This is a genomic window from Streptomyces sp. NPDC021093 (assembly GCF_044333135.1).
Lineage (GTDB): Bacteria > Actinomycetota > Actinomycetes > Streptomycetales > Streptomycetaceae > Streptomyces.
Genome location: NZ_JBIRQJ010000009.1, coordinates 261,928 through 283,362 on the forward strand (window position 1 = coordinate 261,928; position 21,435 = coordinate 283,362).

General features: G+C 72.6%; 16 protein-coding genes and 1 pseudogene. 9 read left to right on the forward strand and 8 right to left on the reverse strand.

Annotation, left to right across the window (positions count from 1 at the left end):
* Window positions 1-25: 25 nt before the first annotated feature.
* Both ACH4SP_RS28535 and ACH4SP_RS28540 read right to left on the reverse strand, forming a co-directional pair.
* The gene (locus tag ACH4SP_RS28535; RefSeq protein WP_398418809.1) at window positions 26-2,377 is read right to left on the reverse strand and encodes a phosphoketolase; all 2,352 of its coding nucleotides are present in this window, start codon (window positions 2,375-2,377) and stop codon (window positions 26-28) included.
* Window positions 2,378-2,475: 98 nt separating this feature from the next.
* Window positions 2,476-3,357: a universal stress protein gene (locus ACH4SP_RS28540; RefSeq protein ID WP_398418810.1), complete on the reverse strand. Its 882-nt coding sequence runs from the start codon at window positions 3,355-3,357 to the stop codon at window positions 2,476-2,478.
* A gap of 342 nt (window positions 3,358-3,699) precedes the next feature.
* On the opposite strand from ACH4SP_RS28540, the gene ACH4SP_RS28545 reads away from it, so the two are divergent.
* The 3 genes from ACH4SP_RS28545 (at window position 3,700) to ACH4SP_RS28555 (ending at window position 5,792) form a co-directional block, all read left to right on the forward strand.
* Entirely contained in the window at window positions 3,700-4,164 is a 465-nt protein-coding gene (locus ACH4SP_RS28545) for a Crp/Fnr family transcriptional regulator (protein ID WP_398418812.1), read from the forward strand.
* Window positions 4,161-4,973, forward strand: coding sequence for an FAD/NAD(P)-binding protein (locus tag ACH4SP_RS28550; RefSeq protein ID WP_398418814.1), 813 nt, complete (start codon window positions 4,161-4,163; stop codon window positions 4,971-4,973). The genes ACH4SP_RS28545 and ACH4SP_RS28550 overlap by 4 nt, the downstream gene beginning before the upstream one ends.
* Before the next feature lie 129 nt (window positions 4,974-5,102).
* A complete protein-coding gene (locus tag ACH4SP_RS28555) occupies window positions 5,103-5,792 on the forward strand; it encodes a response regulator (protein ID WP_398418816.1) in 690 nt (229 codons plus the stop codon).
* Window positions 5,793-5,799: 7 nt separating this feature from the next.
* Here ACH4SP_RS28555 and ACH4SP_RS28560 read toward each other — a convergent pair.
* The 6 genes and pseudogenes from ACH4SP_RS28560 to ACH4SP_RS28585 form a co-directional block, all read right to left on the reverse strand.
* Window positions 5,800-6,288, reverse strand: a pseudogene (locus ACH4SP_RS28560) (sensor histidine kinase); the annotation flags it as partial.
* Window positions 6,289-6,363: 75 nt separating this feature from the next.
* A complete protein-coding gene (locus tag ACH4SP_RS28565) occupies window positions 6,364-7,605 on the reverse strand; it encodes a macrolide family glycosyltransferase (protein ID WP_398418818.1) in 1,242 nt (413 codons plus the stop codon).
* Window positions 7,602-8,156, reverse strand: coding sequence for a GNAT family N-acetyltransferase (locus tag ACH4SP_RS28570; protein WP_398418820.1), 555 nt, complete (start codon window positions 8,154-8,156; stop codon window positions 7,602-7,604). The genes ACH4SP_RS28565 and ACH4SP_RS28570 overlap by 4 nt, the downstream gene beginning before the upstream one ends.
* The gene (locus ACH4SP_RS28575) at window positions 8,098-9,384 is read right to left on the reverse strand and encodes a cytochrome P450 (RefSeq protein ID WP_398418821.1); all 1,287 of its coding nucleotides are present in this window, start codon (window positions 9,382-9,384) and stop codon (window positions 8,098-8,100) included. Before ACH4SP_RS28575 ends, ACH4SP_RS28570 begins: the two co-directional genes overlap by 59 nt.
* Window positions 9,381-10,574 (reverse strand): YcaO-like family protein, encoded by a 1,194-nt coding sequence (locus tag ACH4SP_RS28580; RefSeq protein WP_398418823.1) that lies wholly within the window; start codon window positions 10,572-10,574, stop codon window positions 9,381-9,383. The genes ACH4SP_RS28575 and ACH4SP_RS28580 overlap by 4 nt, the downstream gene beginning before the upstream one ends.
* Window positions 10,568-11,989: a TfuA-like protein gene (locus tag ACH4SP_RS28585; RefSeq protein WP_398418825.1), complete on the reverse strand. Its 1,422-nt coding sequence runs from the start codon at window positions 11,987-11,989 to the stop codon at window positions 10,568-10,570. The genes ACH4SP_RS28580 and ACH4SP_RS28585 overlap by 7 nt, the downstream gene beginning before the upstream one ends.
* 856 nt (window positions 11,990-12,845) lie before the next feature.
* Between ACH4SP_RS28585 and ACH4SP_RS28590 the strand changes: the two genes are divergently transcribed.
* The 6 genes from ACH4SP_RS28590 (at window position 12,846) to ACH4SP_RS28615 (ending at window position 21,434) form a co-directional block, all read left to right on the forward strand.
* Complete coding sequence (locus ACH4SP_RS28590; protein WP_398418826.1) at window positions 12,846-13,616, forward strand: methyltransferase domain-containing protein; 771 nt, start codon at window positions 12,846-12,848, stop codon at window positions 13,614-13,616.
* A 699-nt stretch (window positions 13,617-14,315) separates the two neighbouring features.
* Window positions 14,316-15,800 (forward strand): sugar transferase, encoded by a 1,485-nt coding sequence (locus ACH4SP_RS28595; RefSeq protein WP_398418828.1) that lies wholly within the window; start codon window positions 14,316-14,318, stop codon window positions 15,798-15,800.
* Between the two features lie 82 nt (window positions 15,801-15,882).
* Window positions 15,883-17,244, forward strand: coding sequence for a nucleotide sugar dehydrogenase (locus ACH4SP_RS28600; protein ID WP_398418831.1), 1,362 nt, complete (start codon window positions 15,883-15,885; stop codon window positions 17,242-17,244).
* A complete protein-coding gene (locus ACH4SP_RS28605; protein ID WP_398418833.1) occupies window positions 17,234-18,514 on the forward strand; it encodes a glycosyltransferase family 4 protein in 1,281 nt (426 codons plus the stop codon). Before ACH4SP_RS28600 ends, ACH4SP_RS28605 begins: the two co-directional genes overlap by 11 nt.
* Complete coding sequence (locus ACH4SP_RS28610) at window positions 18,511-19,920, forward strand: Wzz/FepE/Etk N-terminal domain-containing protein (RefSeq protein WP_398418835.1); 1,410 nt, start codon at window positions 18,511-18,513, stop codon at window positions 19,918-19,920. The genes ACH4SP_RS28605 and ACH4SP_RS28610 overlap by 4 nt, the downstream gene beginning before the upstream one ends.
* Entirely contained in the window at window positions 19,917-21,434 is a 1,518-nt protein-coding gene (locus ACH4SP_RS28615) for a Wzz/FepE/Etk N-terminal domain-containing protein (RefSeq protein WP_398418836.1), read from the forward strand. Before ACH4SP_RS28610 ends, ACH4SP_RS28615 begins: the two co-directional genes overlap by 4 nt.
* The last annotated feature ends 1 nt before the right edge of the window (window position 21,435 follow it).

A 21,435-nucleotide genomic window follows, 5' to 3' on the forward strand; every position in this document is an offset into this window, starting at 1 on the left:
GGTGCGGGGTGAGGGTAGTGCGGGGTCAGCCGGTCCAGGTCCAGTCGGCGACCTCGGGGAGGTCGGTGCCGTGGATGCGGATCCAGGCGTGGTGGCGGGTGCGGGCATCCGCCATGGCCTGGCGTACGGTCGCGGCGCGGACGGCGAGTCCCGGCACGCGGTCGATGACGTCCATGACGAGGCGGTACCGGTCGAGGTCGTTGCGGACGACCATGTCGAAGGGCGTGGTGGTGGTCCCCGCTTCCTTGTAGCCGCGTACGTGCAGGTGCGGGTGACCGGTGCGGCGGTAGGCGAGGCGGTGGACCAGCCACGGATAGCCGTGGTACGCGAAGATCACCGGCTGGTCGGGGGTGAACAGCGCGTCGTACTCGGAGTCGGGCATGCCGTGCGGGTGCTCCTCGCGCGGCAGCAGGCGGGTCATGTCGACGACGTTGACGACCCGTACGGCCAGGTCGGGGAGGTGGTGGCGGAGCAACTGGGCGGCGGCCAGGACCTCTTGGGTGGGTACGTCGCCCGCGCAGGCCAGGACGACGTCGGGGCCCCTCTCGTGGTCCTCCGTACCGGCCCACTCCCAGATGCCCGCGCCGCGGGCGCAGTGGACGCGGGCCTCGTCCAGCGAGAGCCAGTCGAAGCAGGGCTGCTTGCCCGCGACCACGACGTTGACGTAGTCCCGGCTGCGCAGCACGTGGTCGGCGACCGAGAGCAGGGTGTTGGCGTCCGGCGGGAAGTACACGCGGACGACCTCGGGGCTCTTGTTGAGGACGTGGTCGACGAAGCCGGGGTCCTGGTGCGAGAAGCCGTTGTGGTCCTGGCGCCAGACGTGGGAGGTGAGGAGGTAGTTGAGGGAGGGGACGGGGGCGCGCCAGGGCAGGGTGCGGGAGGTCTTCAGCCACTTGATGTGCTGGTTGACCATGGAGTCGACGATGTGGACGAAGGCCTCGTAGCAGGAGAAGAGGCCGTGGCGGCCGGTGAGGTGGTAGCCCTCCAGCCAGCCCTGGCAGGTGTGTTCGGAGAGGATCTCCAGCACGCGGCCGTCGGTGGTGAGGTGTTCGTCGGTGGGCAGGACCTCGGCCTGCCACGCCTTGCCGGTGACGTCGAAGAGGGCGCCGAGCCGGTTGGAGGCGGTCTCGTCGGGACCCACCACGCGGAAGTCGCGGCGCTGCTCGGTGTCCTGCATGACCTGGGCGAGCAGACCGCCGAGGACGCGGGTGGGTTCGTGGAGGGTGGTGCCCGGTTTGTCGACGGGGACGGCGAAGTGCTCCAGGGGCGGAACGGGGAGGTCCCGGGTGAGGAGGCCGCCGTTGGCGTGCGGGTTCGCGCCGAGGCGGCGGGGGCCGGACGGAACGCAGGACAGGACTTGGGCGGTGGGGCGGCCGTCGGCGTCGAAGAGTTCCTCGGGGCGGTAGGAGCGCAGCCAGGCCTCCAACTGCCGCAGGTGGTCCGGGTTTTCCCGTACGGAGGAGAGGGGGACCTGGTGCGCGCGCCAGGTGCCCTCGACCGGGTCGCCGTCCACGGTGGCGGGGCCGGTCCAGCCCTTGGGGGTACGGAGCACGATCATCGGCCAGCGGGGCCGGGTGCGGGCGCCGTTCGTGCGGGCCCCGCGCTGGAAGGCGGTGATCTGCTCCCACGCCCGGTCCATGGCGGCGGCCATCGCGGGGTGGACGATGCGCGGATCGTCTCCCGTGACGTGGATGGGGTCGTGGCCGAAACCGCGCAGCAGGGCGTCGAGTTCGGCCTCGGGGATGCGGGACAGGACGGTCGGGTTGGCGATCTTGTAGCCGTTGAGGTGCAGGATCGGCAGGACCGCGCCGTCGTGGACGGGGTCGAGGAACTTGGTGGAGTGCCAGGACGCGGCGAGCGGTCCGGTCTCCGCCTCGCCGTCGCCGATCACGCAGGCGACCAGCAGGTCCGGGTTGTCGAAGGCGGCGCCGTAGGCGTGGGCGAGGGAGTAGCCGAGTTCGCCGCCCTCGTGGATCGAGCCGGGGGTCTCGGGGGCGACGTGGCTGGGCACGCCGCCGGGGAAGGAGAACTGCCGGAACAGCTTGCCCATGCCGTCGGCGTCCCGGCCGATGGTCGGGTACGTCTCGCTGTACGAGCCCTCCAGCCAGGAGTTGGCGAGGACGGCGGGCCCGCCGTGGCCGGGGCCCCAGACGCAGATCGCGTCGAGGTCGTGTTCCTGGACGAGGCGGTTGAGGTGGGTGTGCACCAGGTTGAGGCCCGGAGAGGTGCCCCAGTGGCCGAGAAGGCGCGGCTTGAGGTGCTCGGGGCGCAGCGGTTCGGTGAGGAGGGGGTTGTCGAGGAGGTAGATCTGGCCGGCGGCGAGGTAGTTGGCGGCGCGCCAGTGGGCGTCCAGGTCGGCCATGCGGTCGTGTGCCACGTTGCCTTCTCCGTCTGCGAGTCGGGGCGTACGGGGTGTGGGTGTACGAGGTGTGGGTGTACGGGATACGGGTGCACGGGATACCGGCACAGCTGTGTTCAGTCGTGCGGGACGACGGCCACCGGGCAGGCGGCGTGGTGCAGGACGCCGTGGTCGACGGGGCCGAGCTGCATTCCGAGGTGTCCCTTGCGGCGTCGTGCGCCGACCACCAGCAGGCCCGCGGTGCGGGAGGCATCAAGGAGCGCGGACCGTGCGGGGCCTTCGACGACTTCGCGTCGCACGGTGACGTCGGCGAACTCCGGATGCGCGCGCACCGCGCCCTTCAGCGCCTCCTCGACCTGGCGTTCCGCCCGCAGGCGGTGGTCGTCGGGGTGGGTGCGGGGGTGGTCGGGGACCTCGTGGGCGGGGCAGCGCCACGCGTGGACGACGACCACCGGGGCCCCGCGCAGCAGGGACTCGCGGAAGGCGAACTCCACGGCCGGTGCGGCATCCTCGGGTACGTCCACACCGACGGCGACCGTACGCACCGCCTCTTGCTCTGCGGCGGCGTGCTCGCGGCCGCCACGCACCACGATCACCGGGGACGTGGCCCGCGCGGCCACCGTCAGGCTCACCGATCCGAGCAGCAGCTCCGCGAGTTCGCCGTGTCCCCGGCTGCCGACCACGACGGCGTCGGCGTCCTCGGCGAGCCGTACGAGCGCGAACGCCGGATCCTCGCCGACCACTGTGCTCGTCACCCGCACCCCTGGACGGCGGCGCGCCGCGCGTTCCACGGCCGTGGCGGCGATGTCGTCCGCGTAGACCTGAACGGAAGGGCGGCCGAGTCCGAAGGCCGGTTCCAGGGCCGCGTACTCGTCCCACCGTGAGGCGTGCACGACGAGCAGGGGCGCCCCGCGCGCTGCCGCCTCGTCGGCGGCCCAGTCCAGGGCGGCCAGGCTCGGCTCAGAGCCGTCCACTCCCACGATCAGTGGCCTGTGCACCGCGGCACCACCTTCCGGTTCGCCTCTCGGCGGAGACGCTGCTGCGGACGTTTCCACGCGGAGGGCGGGCCGGGGAGGGGATATCCGGCCCCGGACAGGGCCGTTCGGCCCCTGCCGCGCGCCCGGTCGGAGTCCGCACGGTGGAGGAGAGGGAACCGCCGACGGAGGGGGACTCGATGGACACACCGCCACGCATCGCCGTGCCCTGAAACCGGACTCCGTCCTGACCTGCGGCCACTTCCACGACACCGGCCACGGGGAACCCCGGAGGGGAGCGTTCCTCGTAGCCGTCGCGGCCGGCGAGAAGACCCACGAGGAAGAGCACGAGGAAGAGGCGACACGATGACCGCCATCAGCACCATGCTCAACGCCCTGCCCGCCGAACACCGCCAACGCCTGATCCGCATCGCCCGCGAGACGTCCTTCCCGTCGGGCACCAGGCTCTTCGAGGAAGGCGGGCACGCCGACAGGTTCTGGATCGTCCGGACGGGTTCGGTCGCCGTGGACACGCACGTCCCCGGCCGCCGCTCGCCCGTCATCGAGACCCTCGGGCACGGTGAACTCGTGGGCTGGTCCTGGATGTTCAGCCCGTACGTCTGGCAGTTCGGCGCCGAGACTTGGACCCCCGTACGCACCTACGAGTTCGACGCCACCGTTGTCCGTCCGATGTGCGCGAACGATCCCGCGCTGGGCATGGCGGTGAGCCAGTGGGTCGGCCGGGTGCTCGCGCACCGGCTCCACGCGGCACGCACCCGGTTGCTCGACCTGTACGCCCCCTACGGCAGCGGAGACGGTGTGCGGCGATGACCACCACCGCCGTCCCCGTTCCGTACCGGATCGTCGCGCGCTGGGAGGAGACCCCGGACACCGCGACCCTGCGGATCGAACCCGTCGGCGAACCGCTGCCGCCCTTCGTGCCGGGGCAGTTCGCGATGGTCTGGGTGTTCGGCCGGGGCGAGATACCCCTGTCGGTGAGCGCCATCCCGACCACGGGCGGCCTCGCGCACACCGTACGCGGTGTCGGTGCGGTCTCCGAGGAGCTCTACGCGGCGGAGGTCGGCCGGGCGATCGGACTGCGCGGCCCCTACGGCACCGGCTGGGAGCTTGCGGAGGCCGCCGGGCAGGACCTGGTGGTCCTCGCGGGCGGCATCGGGCTGGCACCCCTGCGGCCCCTCGTCCGCGACGCGGTCGCCGACCCGGAACCGTACGGGCGTCTCAACGTGCTCGTGGGCGCCCGCACGCCGGCCGGTCTGATGGCGAAGGTGGAGACCGGGCAGTGGTCGACCGCGTACACCGGAGTGACCGTCGACCGGCCCGACGCCCGCTGGACCGGCCAGATCGGCGTCGTCACCAAGCTGCTCGACCGGGCCCGCTTCGACCCGCACCACGCCACGGCGTTCGTCTGCGGCCCCGAACCGATGATCCGCGCCGCCGCCCGCAGCCTCGTGCAGCGCGGCCTCGCCCCCGGCAGTGTCCGGGTCTCCCTGGACCGCACCATGCACTGCGCCACCGGGCACTGCGGCCACTGCAGGCTCGGCCCGCTGCTGCTCTGCCGGGCCGGCCCGGTTGTCGGCTGGGACCTGGTCGAACCGCCGCTCCGTGCAAGGGAGTTGTGAAACGTTCCGCGCGATCCCGGGAGGTACGGCACGAGCACGCGGAAGACGAATGGGGGCCGACTGGCCCTGGTGTGCAGACGCCCTTGCCGGGCACGATCGCTGCGGGACGACAGGACGCGAGGGGCAGTCATGACCGTACGGGCGTTCTCGCCGCAGGAACCGATCCGGGTCTTCCTTCTCGACGACCACGAAGTCGTACGGCGCGGGGTGCACGACCTGCTCGGCGCCGAGCCCGACATGGCGGTGGTGGGCGAGGCGGGCACCGGTGAACAGGCTCTGGTCCGGGGTCCGGCGCTGCGTCCGGACGTCGCGATCCTGGACATCAGGCTGCCGGACGGCGACGGCATCACCGTCTGCCGCGAACTCCTCTCCCGCACACCGGGGCTGGCCTGCCTGATGCTGACCTCGTTCGACGACGACGACGCGCTGCTCGACGCCATCATGGCGGGCGCCTCGGGCTACGTCCTCAAGCAGATCAAGGGCTCGGACCTGGTCGAGGCCGTCCGCACGGTCGCCTCGGGCCGGTCGATGCTGGACCCGGCCACCACCGCCCGGCTGATGAGCAGCCTGCGCGGACCGGCCCAGGAGACCACGGCCGGGGACGCCCGGCTGGCCGGTCTCACCCCGCGGGAGCGGGAGATCCTCGCGCTCGTCGGCGAGGGACTCACCAACCGTCGGATCGGCAGGCAGCTCTACCTCTCCGAGAAGACGGTCAAGAACCACATCTCCCGGCTGCTGGCCAAGCTCGGCGTCGAGCGCCGCATCCAGGCGGCCGTCCTCGCCACCCGGTTCACCCCGCCCGACACGAAAGGCGAGTGAACAGGCGTCACTTCAGTCCCTGGAGCGGCACCCTCCACCTCAGGCGCGTCCCTCCCGTCGCCCCGGGGCCGACGGTCAGCCGTCCTTCGAGCCGCTCCGCCCGCTCGGCCAGATTGCGCAGCCCGCTGCACCGCTGCTCCTCCTCGCGCAGACCCACACCGTCGTCGGCCACCGCCACCGTGAGCACGCCCTGCCCCACGGTCACGGCGACGTCCGTCCGCGACGCCCGGGCGTGCCGGGCCACGTTCGCCAGCGCCTCGCCCAGCACCGCGACCACCTCGTCGGCCACGGCATGCGGCACGTCCGTGTCCAGCAGTCCCTCCATCCGCAGAGCGGGGGTGAACCCGAGCGCCGAGATGGCCTCCTCGACCGTGCGCACCGCCCTGATCCGCAACCCGCTGCCGGGCACCGGCGATTCGTGGGCGCGCAGGCCGAAGATGGTCGACCGGATGATCTTTATGGTCTCGTCGAGGTCGTCCACCGCCCGTCCGATCCGGCAGGCAAGAGGGGACGCCCGCACTCCACCGTAACGACGGAGCACGTCGGCGGAAGGGTGCGGAGCGCGTGGTCGTCACGCCTCCTGCGTCGCCCGACGGGAGTGGGCGAATGTCTCAATCAGGTCAGCGGCCCGCCGGGCGCCGCCGCCCTCGTACAGGGTCTCGCGCAACTCCCCCAGCCGGGCCCGGACGCGGGGGTCGCCGTCGAGCGCGCGCAGTGCGGTGCGCAGCGCGTCCGCGGTGAGATCCCGGGGGTGGATGCGCCGGCCCGCCCCGAGTTCGGCGATGCGGCGGGCGTTGCTGAACTGGTCGGCCGCGTACGGCACGGCGATCATCGGCACCGCACAGGCGAGCCCTTCGAGAGTGCCGCCCATCCCGGCGTGGGTGACGAAGGCGTCCGCCCGGCGGAGTACCGCCAACTGCGGTACCCAGCTGTGCACTTCGACGTTGGCGGGCAGCGGGCCGAGGTCGGCCGCCGTGACGTGGGGGCCGGTCTGCATGACCACGTGCCAGCCCGGCAGGCCGCCGAACGCGTCGAGGCAGCTGCGGTAGACGGCGGGGCGGTCGGTGAACAGCGAGCCGAGCGAGACCAGCAGGAGCTTGTCCGTGGCGGAGGCCCGGCGGTCCTTCCAGCCGTCGTGGGCCGGGTCCCCTTCCGGTCCGGCCGGGACCGCCGCCCGCCCGACCGGGGGCGTGAGCGGGCCGACGAAGGTGTAGCGGTCGGTGTTCACCTCGTCCGCGCGGGGCTGGAGGAAGCGCGGGACGGGCACCAGGCCGCGCTCGGGGCGGGTCGTGAACGCGACGGGGTCGGCGTCCTCGATGCCGTTCGCGGTGAGCCACTTCTCGCATGCGCGCAGATGGGCCACGCCGTGCGGGGTGTCGCGCAGCGGGGCGAGGGCGCCGTCGCGTTCGTACCCCTCCCAGGGCACGAACGTCGACGAGAGCTGCACGGCGGGGATCTTCCACTGCTCGGCGAGCACCCGGGCCGCGTACGCCGCCTGGTCGTAGAGGACGAGGTCGGGACGGTCGTCGGAGAGGGCGCGGTGCAGCTGGGGCAGCATGCCGCGGGCCTCGTCGAGGAAGAGGTCGAGCTGGGCCACGGGGTCGCCCGGCCAGGCGTCGCCCCGGTCGGGGGCCGGGAGGACCGAGTCGTACGGGACGAGGCGCGCGCCGGTGGTGGCGATCAGGTCGGCGTGGCGGAGGGTGTTGACGCAGCTGACGCGGTGGCCGCGGGCGGTCAGTTCCCGTACGAGGCCGAGTCCGGGGTAGGTGTGGCCGGGGGCGGGGACGGTGACGAAGGCGAGGTGGAGGCTCACAGATCGCTCCGCAGCAGGCTGTACGTCATCAGGTCGCGGCGTCGGCCGTCGCGCAGTTGGGCGCCGCGCAGGGTGCCCTCGTGGTGGAATCCGGCGCTTTCGGCGGTCCGCCGGGCCGCGATGTTGTCGACGTCGGTGGCCGCCTCGATGCGGTGGAAGTCCGTGGTGGCGAAGAGGTGCTCGACGACCAGGCGCAGGGCCGTGACGCCGACGCCCTGCCCGCGTGCGGTGGGCAGCATGGCCAGGCCGACGTTCCAGGCGAGGCAGGCGTGGGTACTGCCGTGGCTGACGGCGTGCCAGCCCACGAGTCCGTACAGGCGGCCCGTCCCGCTGTCCACCACGGCGGCGTTGTCCGTGGGGGTGGTGATCGGCAGGGGCCGGGGGTCCGGGTCGACCTCGTAGGCGTTGTCCCGGGCGGCAGCGAAGGCGCGCATGTCGTCGCGGGTGACGCGGGTCAGGGCCACGGGGGTGCGGACGGCGATCAGAGTGCGCTCAGACGTCGGCGGCGCTGCGGGCTCGGGCGTCATCGGCTCTCGGGGCTCGGGTGTCATCGGTGCTCCAGGTGACGGGCAGCGCTTCCAGGGCGCGGACGAGGGTGCTGGGCCGCCAGACCAGCTCGTGGGGCGGTACGGCGAGCCGGATGTGCGGCAGGCGGCGCAGCAGGAGCCGCAGGGCGACCTCGCCCTCCAGGCGGGCGAGCGGGGCGCCCAGGCAGTAGTGGATGCCGTGGCCGAAGCCGAGGTGTCCGCCCGTGTCCCGGCAGACGTCGAGCCGGTCGGGGTCGGGGAAGCGGGCGGGGTCGCGGTTGGCGGCGCTGAGGGACACCAGCACGAACTCGCCCTCGGGCACGGTGGTTCCGGCGATGTCCACCGGCCGCGTGGTGTAGCGGTAGCTGGTGTGGTTGGCCGGGCCGTCGAAGCGGAGGATCTCCTCAAGGGCGGCGGGCAGCGTGTCCGGATCGCCCTGGACCAGGGCGAGTTGACCGGGGTCGGTCAGCAGGGCGTGCATGCCGTTGCCGATGAGGTTCACCGTCGTCTCGAAGCCCGCGAGCAGCAACAGCAGTGCGGTGGCGACCAGTTCGTCCTCGCTCAGGGCGTCGTCGGCCCGCGCCTGGACGAGTGCGGAGAGCAGGTCGTCGCCGGGGTTCGCGCGCTTGGCGGCGATCAGGTCGGTCAGGTAGGTGCGGGTCGCGGTGGCGGCCTCGCGCATCCGTGCGCGCCCTGCGGGGTCCTGGTCCAGGAGCGCCCGCGACCATGCGGCGAAGTCGACCCGGTCCTGTTCCGGGACGCCGAGGAGTGCGCAGATCACGGTGATGGACAGCGGATTCGCGTACAGCTCCAGGAGGTCGCCACCGTCGCGGTGTGCCATGTCGTCCAGGAGCGCGTGTGCGGATTCCTCGATTCCGGGGCGCAGTGCGGCGACCTGTTGCGGGGTGAAGGCGCGGGAGACGAGGCGGCGGAGGCGGGTGTGGTCCGGCGGGTCGCTGCCGAGCATGTTCACCGCGAGGGTCGGGCTCTTCCGCTTGCGGGGTGCGGGGCAGTCCGTGTGCCGGTCGAAGAGGGCGCCCGCGCCGCGCATGTCCTTGCTCATGGTGGGGTCGGCGAGGACGGCGCGGGCCGCGGCGTGGTCGGTGACGAGCCAGACCCGCAGCCCCGTGGGCAGCCGCACCCGGTGCACCGCGCCGTCGGCGCGCAGCGCCGCGTGCAGCGCGTGCGGGTCGCTCAACTCCCGTTGCTCAAGGGTCCGTTCGGGTACGGGCGCTATGTCCTGCTGTGTCATGGGCGGCTTTCCTCGTGTGCGCCGCGTCGCGCGGCGTCGGCAGGGTGCATGCGGTGCGTGTCGAGTCCGGCGCCGGGGGCCACGACCTTGACGACGGCGAACGCGTCCTCGGTGCTCAGGTCCACGACGAGCGGCTGCTGCCCGGTCACCGTCGCCACCCGCTCGCCGACCCAGGCCAGTTCCCGGTCGACGTCGGTGAAGGCGGGCGGCGGGTCGGCGCACGTCGCGGGGTACGGCACGGTGTCGCGGGGCCCTTCGGGGCGGGGAGCGTCCGCGTGGCGCACCTGGTCGTAGATCGGAGGGATGTCGTCGCGGGTCCCCGCGATGGCGGTGAGGCGGCTCTGCGCGGCCTCGGTGATCGCGCGGGACAGGGCGATGGCGGGGGTCCCGTGGGCGCCCGCGCCGAAGCAGCGCAGCGGGACGTCCTCGCTCCACAGGTGTGCGGTGTAGCAGGGCACGCCGAACCGGTTGGGGACGTGGGTGAGGTGGAGCCAGGCTCCCGCGGCGGCGATCCGCCGGATCAGCTCCGCGCACACGGGGTCGTCGACGGTGGCGGGGTCGACGGCGCGCTCGGCCGGGCCCGTTGCGGTCGGCCCGCTGAGGGCGTCGCGCTCGACGATCTCGTACAGGCCGTGCAGCGCCGCCTCCGCGCGGCAGTTGCCGGAGGCGAGGCCGTTGGTGTTGCTGCCGATGCCCGGGAGCTGCGGGCGGCGGCTGGGGGCGGGCAGGAAGCACACCGTGTCGAGGGGGAGGTGCGTGGGCGCCCCGTCGCGGAGGCCTCGCGCGCCGACCCAGTCCAGCGGTGTGTTCTCGGTGACGAGGGCACCCGGGGAGGTGATCAAGTCGGCGTACTGATACGGGAGTTGGAGGTCGCGGGCGGACACCGACCGGGCGGTGAGGGGCGGGTGGACCTGTTCCGCGTGCCACAGCTCCACGCCCTCCATCACGGCCGACACCTTGGCCGCCAGAGAACTGGCCCCCTTGCCCTGGGAGACGCTCACCGTGGTGGCCAGCGGACGCACCGCCATCATGACCGGGATGCCGAGGGCGTCGAGACCGGTGACGTCCGCGACCCGCGTGATGCCGAACCGCGCGAGGAGCGGCCGGACGGCGTTCCAGGTCTCCTCGGGGTGACGGGTGCGGTGCGCGCCGGTGACGTACGCGTCCTTCGCTGTCGGTGTGCTCAGCACGGTGTCCCCGCTTTCTGTTCCTGAGCGCCGAGCCGTCGGTGCAGGAAGAAGGGGCGTACGGCGGCGACGGCCGTGCCGAGGGAGGCGAGCCCCCGGTCCCTGGCCGCGGCGGTCAGCTCGCGGTCCGTGGCGCCGGGCAGGCCCCAGGTCTGCTTCAGGTGGTCCACGAGGACGGAGCCGGTCAGCTGGGCGATGCTCTGCCCGGGGCGCCAGCGCGCCACTTCGTCGTTCACGGCGTGACACTCGGCGACGGCGCGGCGTGTTCGGGCGTCGTCCACGAGGCCGGGCAGGGCGGCGATGACCGCGGCGGCTCCGAGGGGCGGCCGGTAGGAGCGTACGAGAACGTGCAACAGCATCTCCCGTGGCGTGAGTTCGGTGGCTTCCCCTGCGGTCAGCCACTCGTCCTTCTGGTGCGGGGCGAGCTCGGCGGGGGTGAGGCCGCGGTGGGCCGCCCAGGCCAGCGCGCGGCTCTCCACTCCGTCGGGGGCGGGAGCCGTGCCCGCTTCGTGGGCGAGGCCGGACTCGTGGGCGGGGCCGGACTCGTCGGCGGGGCCGGACTCGTCGGCCAGGCCGGTGAGGGCGAACCGGCGCCACAGCGCGGGGAATCCGGTGTCGTACACCTGGCGGTGGCGCAGGACCGCGGCGTTGCCGACCGGCGTGCCGTCGACGCTCGCGCCGGTGAACTCGGCGTCCCAGTCGTGGTGTGCGCGGCTGCGCCAGTCCGTGGTCGTGGCCCAGGCTCCGGGCGGGGCGCAGAGCAGGCCGCCGCGCGCCAGCTCCCGCAGGGTGTCGCGCGCGTCGGCGGCCTTGATGTCGCGGTGCTCCGGGTGCCGTTCGAGGAAGGCCGCCAGCCTCTTGAGGGCGTCGGGGAGATCCGGGACGGCGGACGGCGGACGGTGGCCGATGGCGCGCCAGCTCCGCTGCTGGTACGGGATGCTGCGGGCCCGGGCGACCACGTCGGCCGCCTCCTGGGCCGTGAGGAGATCTGCCCGGCGCGCGGCGTCCACGGCGTGGCGCACGGTGACCAAGGGGGTGCTGAGGCTGTCGTAGTCCGGTGCCGGGCCGTGTGCGACGGCCACTTCGTCGTCCGCCTCGACGACGCCGTCGCAGTACATCCGGAAGACGGTTCCGTGCCCGACCATGCCGTACGGGTGCAGTTCGGCGGCGCGCAGTGCACCCATGCTGGAACAGCCGACGACCCGTACCCCTGCGGCGAGTCGGCCGAGCAGTTCCTTGTGGCGTACCGCGCCCCGCTGGTGGTAGTAGCCGTCGATGATCACGACCGTGTCGCCCGGCCCCGTGTGCAGCACCGTCAGATCGCCGTGGGCGACGGGAGGGTGGACCACGGCGCCGGGAGCAAGGGCGAGGACCTCCTCGCGCGGCAGGGTCGGCCCGACGAAGACGTGCAGGGACAAGGGGAAACCTCCGGGGGGGAAGGAGCCGTCGGAAGGAGCCGTGGGGCGGAGCCGTTGGACGGGTGCCCCGTGCCGCCGGAGCGGCACAGGGCACCCAAGTGCTGGTCCTGCGGGTCGAGTCAGTCCTCCTCGACGACCAGGACCCACGCGGCCGCCGGGGCCTCGGCCGGGGCGAACAGGCCCGCGACCTCGACGCTGTCCCGGTGGGCGGCGATGCTCTCGACGATGTTGTTCATGTGCTTCTCCTTCGCTCTGTGGATTTCGCCCCGTGGATGAGGGCTTTCCACCGCGGCTGCCGGAACGCGCGGCGGGCGCAGACTCGTGTGGAGGTGCGTCCGCCGCCGGCAAAGGGCGGTGAGGTCAGCCTGCCGTTCGGGGATCTTGCGGACCATCGTGGAACACCACGAGCTCAGCGAGGGCCGCACCGCCGCAGGGGGCGGCGCGGCCGCCCCCTGCGCGAGGGACATGCCGACGGAACCGGGGGGGAAACGAGAGGAGAGACCGAAGGAGAGAAGGAACCGGTCACACCCCGCACCCGACCGAGCCGCACCGGAACCCGGCCGACACCGCGGCCCAGCCCGCAAGGAGGCCGAACTCCCGTGTCGCACCCGGCGATACCGACCGCACACTCGCCACCCGGCTCCGCCGGGGCGCACCGAAAACGGTTCCTGGATCGCCGACGGTGGCGAAGACAACTCCGTACCGATCTGGCGCGTGGATTCGTGGTGCACGGGGGCGGTGATGCGTTTCCATCGGCCTCGACAGCCGCGCATCGAATTCGTCGTCCCACTGCGCTGGTGCGTGCGCGATCCTATGCTGGCACCGAGGCTTGCGACGACCTGGGGGGTCATGCCTGATGAGGGCAGTGGACAAGGGAACGTCATTAGTGAAGTCCGGGGTCAAGCGACTCCTGGGACGTGCGGGATTCGACATCGTTCGCAGCACCAACAACCTTGAGGGCGTGGACGACTTCATCCCGTTCGAAGCGACGATGCGGGCCGCACGGGCGGCCGGTCTGTCGGTCGGTGACCACATCGACGAGGTGATGAACGGGACGCCCGGCGCCACCCAGTCCACCATCGACGAACTGAGCGCTCTCGGCGTCTTCGCCGCCGACCCGAAGTCGGTGCTGGAGATCGGCCCCGGGTCCGGGAGGTACCTGGAGAAGACGCTGAAGGAGTGTTCACCGGGCCGCTACGAGATCTACGAGACGGCAGCGCCGTGGGCCGGCTACCTGGTGGAGACATTCGGCGTGGTCGCCCAACCGACCGCGGGGTGCAGTCTCGCCCCGACTCCCGACGGCAGCATCGACCTCGTTCAGGCCCACAAGGTCTTCAACACCGTGACCTTCCTCTGCGCCGCCCGCTACTTCTTCGAAATGGCGCGGGTCACGCGGCCCGGTGGCCGGATCGTCTTCGACGTCATGACGGAGACCTGCCTGGACCCGGCCGCGGTGCGCACCTGGGCGACAGAGGGCGGCGCGGGGCACGGCTCCTACCCGGCCGCCATGCCCCGCCAGGCCTGCGTGGACCTCTTCGCGTCCCTCGGCTGCAGCCTGCAGGCCGGGTTCCTGGCACCCATGGGCGTCGCCTCCACGGAGGTACTCGTCTTCACAAAGGGAGCCTGACCCTCAGTAGGCCCCGGCCCCGCCCTGCCGATCGGCAGGGCGAACGGGCCTGCCCGGCAGTGCGCCGGGACCGGCGACGCCTTCCACCGCGACGCCCCCACCAAAGGGCACCAACAGGGCCTGGGTGCCGCCCAGTTGGCAGTCCCGGGACACCTCCGGACCGCCCGCGCCGGCTGCCCGGAGAACTGCCGTCGTCACAGGTCGCACGGCACGCGCGTGTCGCCAAGTACCCCCAGGTCGTGGGTGATCGGTGAATCCGGCCTCAAAGCTTGGGCACGAATTTCACACATCCCCTCTTCATCCCGGCCCCGATGGTCTAGATTGACCGTGCTTCAGCTGTTCGGGCACGAAGAGACCGATAATGATCAAGAAGCAGCCAGTAAATGATCAATAGGTCCTGTGCCAAGGCCAGCCGGCAGTTGCGTCCCCGGCGTCAGACGTCGGGGTGATCACGTCTCAAGAATCCGGCAGGGCGTCCAAGTCCGCTGTTGCCAACGGTGAGTTGTTCCAAGAGCACCGGAACGGTTCGAGAGATCGCACGCGGGGGGCGGAAGCCTCCCGGGGGGGGGAGGAACAGCGCGGCGCGGGGGCGGGGGCCTCCCGCGGGGAGCATCCAGCATGAGGGCCGGGGGGCCTTCCGGGGGGAGAGGAAGCGGTGTTAGGCGAACGCGTCGAACCACTGGCGACCTGGGGGGTCTTGTGCAGCAGGGGGATTTAGTCAGCCCGTTTCCGTCAGCGCCGGAGCGCCTGGCGGACGCGGCGATCAGCCGGCCCGCGACCGACTGGGAACAGCGGTACCGCCGTACCGTGATCACCAGCGACACCATGGCCACCGCCGTCGTAGTGGGGGCGATCGGCAACTTCTTCGGGGCCCGGGACGCGGCCAACTGGCACGAGAAGTGGATAATTCTCGCCTTCGGCACCGAACTGCTGGTGCTGGGGGCGCTCGCGGTGAGCCGGTCATGGGCTCCCGCCGTACTCGGCCAGGGCGCCGAGGAGTTCCGCCGGCTCGGACGCTCACTGTTCATGGCGACCGTCGTCCTGGCGCTCGGCGGAATCGCCCTCACCTCGCGCAACATCAAACTCTGGATCTTCGTCGCGATGCCCGCGATCGCGCTCATCACCATGATCGCGCGGTATCTGCTCCGTCTCTGGCTGCACAAGCAGCGCAAGGAAGGACGGTGTCTGCGACCGGTGCTCGCCGCCGGAAGCCTGGACACCGTGCGCGACCTGATCACCCGGACCCGCAGATTCCCGCACCTCGGCTGGCGGGTGGAGGCGGTGTGCACGACGGACGGTCTCGGTCTCGACGGCGACCGGCTCGACGTCGACGGAGTGCCGGTCGTCGGCCGGCTGGCGGACGTCGCGGGCCACGTCCACTGCGACGGCTACCGTGTCGTCGCGCTCACACCTGACCCGCACTGGTCGCCCGACCGGCTGCAGCGGCTGGCCTGGAACCTCGAAGGCAGCGACGCCGAGATGATCGTGGCCCCCGTGCTGATGGAGGTGGCCGGCCCGCGGCTGCACGTCGACGCGGTGCTGGGGATCCCGCTGCTGCGGGTCAGCATGCCCGCCTTCACCGGGGGGCACCGGGTGGTCAAGGCGGTCGTCGACCGGACGGGAGCGGCGATCCTGCTGATGCTGTTCGCGCCCCTGATGATGCTCGTCGGGCTGCTCGTGCTGGTGGACAGCCGGGGCGGGGCGGTCTACCGCCAGCGCAGGGTCGGCAAGAACGGCCGCGAGTTCACCATCTTCAAGTTCCGCACCATGGCCGCCGGGGCCCACGGGGCACGTGCCGAGCTGGCCGACCGGAACGAGGGCGCGGGCCTGCTGTTCAAGCTCCGCCGGGATCCGCGGGTGACCCGGGTGGGCGCGGTGCTGCGCCGGTACTCGATCGACGAGCTCCCGCAGCTGTTCAACGTGCTCACCGGATCGATGTCGCTCGTGGGTCCGCGGCCTCCGCTGCCGGAGGAGTCCGCAGCCTACGGCCCGGACATCCGTCGGCGGCTGCTGGTCAAGCCCGGGCTCACCGGCCTCTGGCAGATCAGCGGACGCAGCGACCTGCCGTGGGAGGAGGCGGTCCGGCTGGACCTGCGGTACGTGGAGGACTGGTCGCTCGCCCTGGACGCGGTGATCCTGTGGAAGACGCTGCGTGCGGTGCTCCACGGGCAGGGGGCGTACTGATGCGCGGGGGGCTGCGGTTCAAGGGTCCCGACGACGCGCGGACTGCGGGCCACAAGGGCCTGCTTGGGGGGAGGAACGAGTCATGAGGATCAGTGTGTTCGGGCTCGGCTACGTGGGCTGCGTGTCGGCCGCGTGCCTGGCCGGTATGGGGCACGAGGTCATCGGGGTGGACGTGAACCAGGTGAAGGTCGACCTGGTCAACGACGGCAGGGCCCCGGTGGTCGAGGAGCGGATCGGCGAGCTCGTCGCCGAGGGCGTGCGGACGGGGGCGTTACGGGCCACCCGTGACGTCCGCGAGGCGATCATGGGCAGCGAGGTGTCGCTGGTCTGCGTGGGTACGCCGTCGGAGCCCAACGGCAGCCTGTGCACCACCTACTTGGAGCGGGTCACCGAGCAGATCGGCGCCGCGCTGGCCGAACGCGCCGCGCTGGCCGAGCGGGGCGGGCAGGACGGGCCGACCGAGCGGGGCGGGCGGCAGACCGTCGTGTTCCGCAGCACCATGCTCCCCGGCACCTGTCTGAACCTGCTGGTGCCGATCCTGGAGAAGTCCGTCGGCGGCACGGCGGGGGTGGATTTCGGGGTCGCGGTCAACCCGGAGTTCCTGCGCGAGGGCACGAGCGTGCGGGACTTCTTCGACCCGCCCAAGACCGTCATCGGCGAGCTCGACCGGGCGAGCGGCGACGCGGTGGCGGCGCTGTACGACGCCCTGCCGGGCGAGGTGTTCCGGGTGCCGGTCCCGACGGCCGAGGCGATCAAGTACGCGGACAACGCGTTCCACGGCCTCAAGATCGGCTTCGCGAACGAGCTCGGCGCGGTGTGCCAGGCGCTCGGGGTGGACTCGTACCAGGTGATGGACGTGTTCCTGGCCGACCGCAAGCTGAACATCAGCCCCGCCTATCTGCGGCCCGGCTTCGCCTTCGGCGGCTCCTGCCTGCCCAAGGACCTCCGCAGCCTGGTGCACGCGGCGCAGCGGGCCGACGTCTCGGTGCCCATCCTCGCCCATGTGCTGCCCTCCAACTCCGCCCATCTGCAGCGCGCGGTGGAGCTGGTCGAGCGCACCGGCAAGCGCCGGGCGGGGCTGTTCGGCCTCTCCTTCAAACCCGGCACCGACGACCTCCGCGAGAGCCCGCTCGTCGAGCTGGCGGAGACGCTCCTCGGCAAGGGCTACGACCTGAAGATCTACGACGCCAACGTGAGCCTCTCCCGGCTGCTCGGCGCGAACCGCGAGTACATCGAGACCCGGCTGCCGCACCTCGCGCAGCTGCTCGCGGACTCCGTCGACGAGGTGCTCGAACACGCCGAGGTGTGCCTGGTCGGGACCAGGGATCCGGCCGTTCTCGCGGCGCTCCCCCATGGCGCCGCACCGGTGATCGTCGACCTCATCCACCTTCCCGACGCCGAGGCGCGCCGGGCCGAACCGGGGTACGTGGGCCTTGCTTGGTAACACATCGTCCGACGGCACCGCGGGCAGCGGTGGAACGAACCGGCGCGCGCTGATCCTGGTGGAGAACCTGTCGGTGCCCTTCGACCGGCGGGTGTGGCAGGAGTGCACGACGCTGCGCGACGCGGGCTGGGAGGTGCACGTCATCTGCCCCCGCGGGGAGAAGCGGGACACGGAGCCGGAGGCGGTGATCGACGGGGTGCGGATCCACCGCTACCCGTTGCGCGCGGCCACCGGAGGACCGGCCGGCTATCTGCGGGAGTACGGATCGGCGTTGTGGCACACGGCCCGCCTCGCCCGCAGGGTCGGACCGGTCCATGTGGTCCACGCCTGCAACCCGCCCGACCTTCTCTTCCTGCCCGCGCTGCGGTTGAAGCGGCTCGGCGCGCGGTTCGTCTTCGACCAGCACGACCTGGTGCCCGAGCTGTACCTGTCCCGGTTCGGCCGCGGCGAGGACCTGCTGCACCGCGCGGTGTGCGCACTGGAACGGATGACGTACCGGGCCGCGGACGTGGTGCTCGCCACGAACGAGAGCTACCGGGACGTCGCGGTGCGCCGTGGCGGCAAGCGTCCCGAGGACGTCTTCGTGGTGCGCAGCGCACCCGCGGTCGACCGGTTCCAACCGGTGCCGCCCGAGCCGGAGTTGAAGCGCGGCAAGCCCCATCTGCTGTGCTACCTGGGCGTCATGGGTCCGCAGGACGGCGTCGACTACGCCCTGCGGGCCCTGGCGAAGCTGCGCGACGAGCTCGGCAGGACCGACTGGCACGCGGTGTTCGTCGGTTCCGGCGACGCCTTCGACGCGATGGTGGAGCTGTCCCGGCAGCTCGGTCTCGGTGAGCAGGTGCAGTTCACCGGGCGCATTCCGGACGCGGACCTGGTGCGCCACCTGTCCACCGCGGACGTGTGCCTCTCCCCCGACCCGCGCAATCCGCTCAACGACGTGTCGACCATGAACAAGGTCCTGGAGTACATGGCGATGGGCCGGCCGATCGTCTCGTTCGACCTCCGGGAGGCCCGGGTCTCCGCCGGTGACGCCGCCGTCTACGCGCCCGCCAACGACGAGGCCGAATTCGCGAGGTTGATCGCGCTGCTCCTCGACGATCCGGACAGGCGGGCCCGGATGGGCAAGATCGGTCAGGAGCGGATCGGCGGGCGGCTCTCCTGGCGGAACTCGCAGGCGGCGCTGCTCGCCGCGTACGCCGCTGCCTGCCGCGGCCGCACTCCGGTGCGGGCGGGCAGGGCCTTGCGGACACGGAAGAGGCCGCGCAGTTGAGCGAGGACACGATACGCCTGGCCACGATCGGTCGGATTCTCCGGCGGCGCTGGCAACTCCTCGCCGTCCTCACCGTGGTGGGCGCGCTCGTCGGCTACGGCACCTCGGTGCTGTTCCCGCCGCGCTACACGGCGTCGGCGTCGATACTGCTGCCGGGGCAGTGGGAAGAGCGCGAGCTGCTGACCCAGGTGAACATCGCGACCAGTTCCGCGGTGGCCGACCGCGTGGCCGCCACGCTCGGCTGGCCGGGCGTCAGCGGCGGCGACCTGCGGGAGCGGGTGAGCGCCACGGCCGCCGAGGGCAACATCATCAAGATCTCGGGCACGGCCGACACTCCGGAGCGCGCGCAGCAACTCTCCGACCGGGCGGCCCAGCAGTTCGTCGCGTTCGCCGCCCGGATCACGGGCGGCACCGCCAGCCCCGAAGCGGTGACGGAGCCCGAAGCACTGCGGCGGCAGGTGGTGCAGACCAACCGGCGCATCACCGAGCTGGCCGGTGCGGCCGATCCGGGGCGGTCCGTGGAGAGCGTGCAGGCGCGCACCTCGCTGGAGAAGCTGCGCGCCACGCTGGAGGCGGCCATGAAGAAGCTGGACGAGGCCGACCCGGCGAACGACAGGGCCACCATGGTCGTGATGGGTCCTGCGCCCCGGCCGGCCGGGGAGGCGCCACCGACGCGGATGCAGCTCGTCGTCGCCGGGGCGCTGCTGTTCTTCCTGCTCGCCGTCGTCGGCCATCTCGCCGCCGCGCGGGCGAACCGGCGGCTGCGCTCCGAACCGGAGATCGCCGCGGCGCTGGGCTCACCGCTCCTCGGTTCCGTCGACGTGCCCGAGGAACGGCGCGCGCTCCGGCCTGAGGACGGTGGCGCGCGGGCCAGGATCCGCCGGTTCCTCGGCGTCGACACCCGGTGGGACGTGCCGACCCCGCAGACGTACGGCGACGAGGCCGGTCTGCGGATCCGCTACCAGCGGGTGTGCGCGCGCCTGCGCGACCGGCTGCCTGCCCCCCGGCGGCTGCTGGTCGTCGTACCGGCCGACGACTCGATCGCCCGCCGGGCCGCCGAACAGCTCGTCGCCGAGGCCGCGGGTGCCGAGGCCGGCAACGATCCCGCTCCGGGCTCTTCGGGCAGGGGGTACCCCGTGCTGCGGCTGGTGGAGGTTTCGGTGGACCGGCCGGTGGTGCCGGACCGCGACACCGAGTCCGGCGCCCTGGTCGTGCTCAGCGCGGGCAGCAGGACCGCGGGGGAGCTCGCCGACATCGCCGAGGCGTGTGCGGACGGCAGGCACGAGGTCGTCGGCACGGTCGTCGCCGGCACCGTCCGGGCCTGTACGACGCGCTCCGCCCCTGCCGTGGACAACGCCGCTCCCGCGCTCGCGGGGAGCGGCCGCGCGACGGGAGGTCCGGAGTGACGACGCACACGGCTTCGGACTCTTCGGCGGCCGCTCCGCTGATCGACCTGCAGGCCCTGGTGGTGGCGGTGCGCAGGCGCCGTCGGCTCTGGTGCGCCATGGCGCTTCTGGGCCTGCTGGCCGGCGCGGCGGTCGCGGTCCTGCTGCCACCGCCGCCGAGCGCGGTGACCAAGGTCCTCGTCGCGCACCAGGAGGACCAGCCGAACGACAGCGGAACGCTGATCCGCACCGACGTCGCGCTCCTGGGAACCACCCGGATCGCCGGCGAGGCCCTGAAGTCCCTCAACTCACCGGAGAAACCGGAGGACTTCATTCAGGACTACCGGGGCAGCGGCCTGACCAACAACGTGCTGCAGATCGACGTGACGGGTGACACCGACGCACACGCGGTGGCCAGGGCCAAGGCGCTGGCCGACGCGTTCGTGGCGGACCATGTGCGCCGGATGCGGGCGACCGCGAACGCCGAGGCGAAGGCCCTGCTCGACCAGCGCGACCGCATGCGGGTCGAGCTCGCCGAGGTCAACAGGGCGATCGGGGAGCGTTCGCCGGAGAGCGACCCGACGGCGTCGGCGACCATCGAGTCGCTCTACGCCCGCCGGGCCGAACTCAACTCGCGGATCGCCGACTTCGACCAGCGCGCCGCACAGGCGCGCACCGGCACGCCCCGGCTCGTCGCCGGCACGCAGATCGTGGACGCCCCGCGCGCGGTGCAGCACTCGCTGCCCAGGACCGCTGCCACCGACGCCGCGATCGGGCTCGCCCTCGGACTCGTCCTCGGGCTCGCGCTGGCCGCGGTCGGCTCGGTGGTGGCGGACCGCCCCGTACTGCGCCGGGACATCGCGGCGCACTTGGGCGCCTCGGTCGTCGCGGAGCTGCCGCACCGCTCGGGCAGGCCGTGGCGGCGCCGAAGGACCGAGGCGGCACGCAGACGGCTCACGGCCTCCCTGGCCCGCACCGTGCGCGCCTCCGCGGAGCCGCTGTCGCTCCTCGAACTCGGCTGTGCGCGCGGCACGGGCACGATCGCCCTGGCCCTCGCCGGAGCACTGGCGCAGGAGGGTCCTGTGGTCGTCGTCGACGCGCTGCCCGGCCGGCAGCTCGCGAGGCGCCGGCCGAAGCCGGGAGACCCGACCGTGGTCGGCGGCGAGCATGCCGCGGCCGCTCCGGATCAGGAACTGCGGCTCGGTGTCGGCTCGGTGGCGCCGGGAACGGCGTGGACCGACCTCCAGTACCTCGGCACCCGGACGGTGCTCGTCGTACGTGCCGGGCACGGCAGCACCGCGTGGCTGCACACCGTGGCACGGCAGCTCGCGGACCAGCGCATCCCGGTGATCGGTGTGGTGCTGATCGACCCCGATCCGCGGGACCGCACCGACGGCACGCTGTGGGACGGGCCCGACACCGCGCTGCGCGGCCGGACCGACCGGAGCGAGCAGTCGACCCGGCAGAACGGAACGGGCCGGCGGGTGCCGGTGCGGGCCGCACGGATTCCGGACAACGACCAGGAGGCACGGTAGA